Annotated in this window: 4 protein-coding genes; all 4 read right to left on the bottom strand. The window is 71.1% G+C overall.

Features of this window, described 5'->3' with window-relative positions; translation table 11 throughout:
* The coding region (locus ACW0Q9_RS28750; protein ID WP_456186616.1) for a glycosyl hydrolase family 28-related protein at positions 1 to 1,849 on the bottom strand (1,849 nt) is incomplete at its 3' end.
* Positions 1,850 to 1,980: 131 nt separating this feature from the next.
* Entirely contained in the window at positions 1,981 to 3,606 is a 1,626-nt protein-coding gene (locus ACW0Q9_RS28745; protein WP_456186614.1) for a glycoside hydrolase family 13 protein, read from the bottom strand.
* Between the two features lie 112 nt (positions 3,607 to 3,718).
* Entirely contained in the window at positions 3,719 to 4,606 is an 888-nt protein-coding gene (locus tag ACW0Q9_RS28740) for a carbohydrate ABC transporter permease (RefSeq protein ID WP_456186612.1), read from the bottom strand.
* A 12-nt stretch (positions 4,607 to 4,618) separates the two neighbouring features.
* Positions 4,619 to 5,549 (bottom strand): carbohydrate ABC transporter permease (locus tag ACW0Q9_RS28735; protein ID WP_456186610.1); only part of this gene is annotated, 931 nt, incomplete at its 5' end.

Raw genomic sequence — 5,549 nt, 5'->3', positions numbered from 1 at the left:
ACCAGCCGGAGTTGCCGGCGCCCTGGGTGATCTGGAAGCCGCTGCCGACGCAGTTGTACATGGGGTTGGCCTGGGCGATGCCGGTGGCCCGGACTCCGGTGAAGCTGACCTGGCTGGGGGCCTGCACCTGGAGCGCGAAGGTGCCCGCGCCGTCGATGCGCACGTTGTTCAGGTTGATCCCGCTGGTCTGCCCCTCGATCCAGTGCAGCGCGGCGTAGGAGCTGTCCAGGATGTCGGTGTCGGTGACGTTGATGGTGGCGCCCTGGATCGGCTCGTTGAGCGCCGAGAACCACACCGCACCGACGCCGAAGCGCCAGTTGTAGTCGGAGTTGCCGTTGCGGATCAGGGTGTTGCGGGCGACGGTGATCGTGCCGGCGACGGCGGTCGGGCCGTTCACGCCGGGATAGCGGTTGGCCACGTGGATGCCGCCGCCGTTGGTGACCGAGTCGGCGGTGACGTTGTCGGTGATCCGGATGTCCCGCCCGCCGTAGGTGACCAGGTGGTTGGCGAGGATCGTCACGCCGATCGTGTTGAAGGTGAAGGAGTTGTTGACGTTCGGCACGGTCTGCGCCCACATGGCGAGGGCGTCGTCGCCGGTGTTGCGGACGAAGGTGTTGGTCACCGTGGAGTTGGTGACGCCCCAGTGGAAGTTCACCCCGTCGGCGGTCTGGTCGAGGATCCGGCTGTTGCGGATGGTGAAGTTGTCCATCGGGCCGTCCATCCAGGCGCCGACCTTGGTGTGCTGCAACCAGAGGTTGTCCACCACCGAGTTCGACATCGCCCCGCCCAGGGCGTTGACCTGGTCCTCGTCCACCCGCTCGCGGATGTCGCCGATGATGGCGAAGTCCCGCAGGGTGACGTTGCGGCTGGGCCCGCCGGCCTCGTGCGGCCGGATCGCGCCGCCGTAGCCGCCGCCGGGCACGTACTTGCCGTAGATGCCGGCGGCCCGCTTGCGGTCGGTGGGGTGGCGGCCGCCGAGCACCGAGTACCAGGGCCCGGCGCCGCGCAGCGTCACCCCGTCGACCACCACGTGGTCCCAGAGGGTGAAGGTGCCGGCGGGGATCCAGACGGCCCTCCCCTGGGCCTTGCCGGCGTCGACGGCGGCCTGGAACTTCGCCGTCGAGTCGGTCGCGCCGCTCGGGTCGGCGCCGAAGTCGGTGACCACGTCCAGCACACCGGCGGGCTTGGGAACCTGGCCGCCGACCAGCTCGAAGTCGGCCAGGTCGATGGTGAACGTGGGCGACTGCGCGGTGGAGGAGACCTGGAGGCGGATCTTCGTGCCGGCCGGGTAGGTGGTGCCGAACAGGGTGCGGGTCTCGTCGTAGAAGTGGTGCGGGTTGGTGTCGCCGGGGTTGTTGTTGAACGGGTACCCGCCGTAGTACCAGCCGTAGCGGGAGGTGACCGGGACCGACTTGACCAGGGTGCCGCCGGCGCGCAGGTCGATGCTGGCGTCCCGCCCGGTGCCGGCGGGGCTGTCCGGCAGGCTGTACCGGAAGGTGACGGCGTTTGCCGGCGCGGCGAGGGTGAACTCGACGTACTCGCCGACGGCGTCGAGGGTGACCGCCTCCCGGCCGGACGCCTCGGACGGGAGGGTGCCGTAACGCCGGTCGGGGCCGATCCGGGTGCCGGTATGGACGGCCCGCTCCGCCTCCTGTTCGACGAAGGGGACGGTGGCGCCGCGGCCGGCGATGTCGAACGGGGACAGCCCGGCGGCGCGGGCCGGGGTGGCGGTGGTGGTGAGCGCCACGACCGTGACGGAGGTGGCGGCCAGCGCGGCGCCGGCGAGGACGGCCAGCCCCGCGCGGAGCCGGCTGCGGCGCGGGTGGTGCGGGGTGGTGTGGTCGGCCATGAGGGGTGCGCTCCCTTTCGTCGGATGGCCAGGTCCCCCGTGCGGTGCGGTGGTTCCTCCCCTCCTTCCTGGTCGGGTGGCGCGGCGGGCGGCGCCGGCGGCCGGGACGGGCCGCCGACGCCGGGGACAGGTCAGCCGGTCCGCAGCCAGACGGCGGTGTCCGGCGGCAGCCGGTCGTCGTCGAGCGGGCCGCTGGCCAGCAGCAGCCGCTCGTGCCCGGGCAGCGGCACGGCGGCGGCCGAGAGGTTGACCAGGCAGGTGAAGCCGGGGTCCCGGGCGAAGGCGAGCACCCGGTCGGGGGCGGGCAGCCAGGTGAGCCTGCCGTCGCCGAGCGCCGCCTCCGCCCGGCGGATCGCGATGGCCGCCCGGTAGAGCTCCAGCATCGAGTGCGGGTCGCCGGTCTGGGCGCGGACGGTGCGGTCCTTCCAGTCGGCCGGCTGGGGCAGCCAGGGCGCGGTTGCCGCGCCGTCGGGGCTGAACCCGAACGGCGGGGTGTCACCGGCCCACGGCAGCGGCACGCGGCAGCCGTCCCGGCCGGGGTCGACCCGGCCGGAGCGTTCCCACATCGGGTCCTGGCGCAGCTCGTAGGGGATGTCCTCGACCTCCCAGAGCCCCAGCTCCTCCCCCTGGTAGACGTAGGCGGCGCCGGGCAGCGCCAGGGAGAGCAGCGCGGCGGCCCGGGCCCGGCGGGTGCCCAGCTCCAGGTCGGTGGGGACGCCCTCGCGCTTGGCGGCGAAGCTGAACCGGGTGTCCTCCCGGCCGTAGCGGGTGACGTGCCGGGTGACGTCGTGGTTGGAGAGCACCCAGGTGGCCGGCGCGCCGACCGGCGCGTGCGCGCCGAGCGTCCCGTCGATGCTGTCGCGCAGCGCCGTGGCGTCCCAGGCGCAGCCGAGGAAGTCGAAGTTGAAGGCCGCGTGCAGCTCGTCGGGGCGCAGGTAGTTGGCGAACCGCTGCCGGTCCGGCAACCACACCTCGCCGATCAGCGCCCGGTCGCCGGGGTAGGCGTCGGCGACCCGTCGCCAGCCGCGGTAGATCTCGTGCACCCCGTCGAGGTCCCGGAAGGGGTGCGGCCGGTCCGGCCGGGTCTCGGGCAGCGTCCCGTCCTTGACCAGCAGCCCGGCCGAGTCGATCCGGATGCCGTCCACCCCGCGGTCGAACCAGAACCGCAGGATGTCCTCGAACTCGGCGCGCACCCGTGGGTGGTCCCAGTTGAAGTCGGGCTGCTCGGGGGCGAACAGGTGCAGGTACCAGTCGCCGGGAGTGCCGTCGGGGTTGACGGTCCGGGTCCAGGTCGGGCCGCCGAACTCGCCGACCCAGTCGGTGGGCCGCTCGTCGCCGTTCGGGCCGCGCCCGGGGCGGAACCAGAACAGCTCCCGCTCGGGCGCGTCCGGTCCGCCTTCGAGGGCCGCCCGGAACCAGGGGTGCGCGTCGGAGCAGTGGTTCGGCACCACGTCCACGATGGTCCGGATGCCGAGCGCGTGCGCCTCGGTGATCAGCGCCTCCGCCTCGGCGAGGGTGCCGAAGACCGGGTCGATGTCGCGGTAGTCGGCGACGTCGTAGCCGGCGTCGGCCATCGGGGAGGGATACCAGGGGCTGAACCAGATCGCGTCGACGCCGAGCTCGGACAGGTAGTGGAGGCGGGACCGGATGCCGGCGATGTCGCCGATGCCGTCGCCACCGCCGTCGGCGAAGCTCCGTGGGTACACCTGGTAGATCACCGCGCCACGCCACCACGGACCACTGTCTGCTGTGGACACGAGCACCTGCTTTCTGCGTCGGTACGTCGGCGGGTTCGCCGGACCTGAATGTGTGTCGGGCGAACGGTCGTCGGTCGCCGCGGGAGGTTGGGCCGGTGGTGTGCCGGTGCGGTCAGCCCTTGAGGCTGCCGGTGGTCAGGCCGGACATGATGTTGCGCTGGAAGATCAGGAAGATGATCACGGTCGGGATCGCGGCGATGACCGAGGCGGCGATCACCACGTTCATGGGCGTGCCGCCCGCGAAGGCGTAGATGCCGACGCTGACCGTCCGGGTCTCGGGCGACGGCATGACCAGCTTCGGCCAGAGGAAGTCCTTCCAGACCGCCGTCACCGCGAAGATCGAGACCACGCCGAGGATGGGGCGCGACATCGGCAGGATGATCGACCAGAGCGTCCGCAGCGGGGTCGCCCCGTCCACCAGGGCCGCCGCCATCAGGTCCTCCGGGATCGAGTCGAAGAACCGTTTCAACAGGAAGATGTTGAACGCGTTGGCGACCAGGGGCAGCCAGATCGCGAACGGCGAGTCGAGCAGGTTGAGGTGCAGGATCGGCAGGTCGATGACGGTCACGTACTGCGGGACGATGAGCACCATCGCCGGGATCATCAGCGTCGCCAGCATCAGCCCGAGGATCACGTTGCCGAGGACCGGCCGGAGCTTCGACAGCGAGTACGCGGCCGCGGTGTCGAGGACGAGCTGGAACAGCACCGCGCCGGCCGCGTAGTAGAACGTGTTGAACAGCAGCTTGGCGAGGTCCAGGTTGTTCCACGCGTCGACGTAGTTCTGCGGCTGGGGATCCTTCGGGAACAGCGACGGCGGGGTCTGGGCGATCTCCTGCCCGGACTTGAGCGCGCCGGTGACCATCCAGTAGAGCGGCCCGATGAAGACGAGGGTGAACACCACCACGACGACGGCGAGCAGCGTCCAGTAGAGCACCCGGCCGCGCCCCCGCTGGAGCTGGGCCTGGGAGATGAGGGTCCGGGTCCCGGAGTCCTGTGCCATTCCTCGTCCGTCCTAGTCCTGTTTCGCGGTCAGCCGCACGTAGACGGCGGAGAAGCCGGCCAGCACCACGAGCATGATCACGCCGAGCGCCGCGGCGCCGTTGAGGTCGTTCTGGAAGAACCCGTGCTGGTAGATGAGGTACGCGACCGAGGTCGCGGAGTCGCCCGTGCCCGCGCCGTTGGCGAGGATCAGCGGCTCGATGAAGAGCTGCATGGTGGCGACGATCTGCAGCATGGCCAGGAGCGCGAGGATCAGCCGGGTCTGCGGGATGGTCACGTGCCGGATCCGCCGCCAGATCCCGGCGCCGTCCAGTTCGGCGGCCTCGTAGAGCTCGCCGGGGATGTTCTGCAGCGCCGCCAGGTAGATCAGCACCGCGCTGCCCATGTTCATCCAGGTCGACGCGAGCACCATGGCCGGCATGGTCATCCCGGGCGACTGCATCCACTCCGACGTCGGCAGGTGCAGCGCCTTCAGGATCGCGTTGAACAGCCCCGCCTCGCTCGGGTCGTAGGCGTAGAACTTGAAGAGGAAGAGCGCCGAGGCCGGCGGCAGCATCACCGGCAGGTAGACCAGGATCCGCAGGTAGCCCTTGGCGTGGCGGAACTCGTTGAGCAGGATCGCCACGAAGAACGGCACCGCGTACCCGAGGACGAGCGCCAGCGCGGTGAAGTAGAACGTGTTCTGCCAGGCGGTCCAGAAGCTGGGGTCGTCGATGATGCGGGCGTAGTTGTCCCAGCCCACCCAGGTGGTCTCGCCCCGGCGGGTGCGCTGGAAGCTCATCACGACGCCGCGGACCATCGGGTACCAGGAGAAGACGGCGAAGCAGAGGACCGCACCGATGAGGAACGCGTGCCCGGTGAGGTTGTCCCGTACCTTGCGCCCGAGGCCGGCACGCCGGCGCGGTGACGGGTACGGGCCGGGGCGACCCGGTTGCCTCGTGGTA

It is taken from the genome of Micromonospora sp. I033 (assembly GCF_053890995.1).
Note: the sequence above shows the minus strand (reverse complement) of the source record. Positions and strands in the feature narration are given on the sequence as shown.

What these genes read in the sequence shown, in the direction of transcription:
- ACW0Q9_RS28740 (WP_456186612.1), bottom strand. Translation starts at nt 4,606, where the DNA reads ATGGCACAGGACTCCGGGACCCGGACCCTCATCTCCCAGGCCCAGCTC.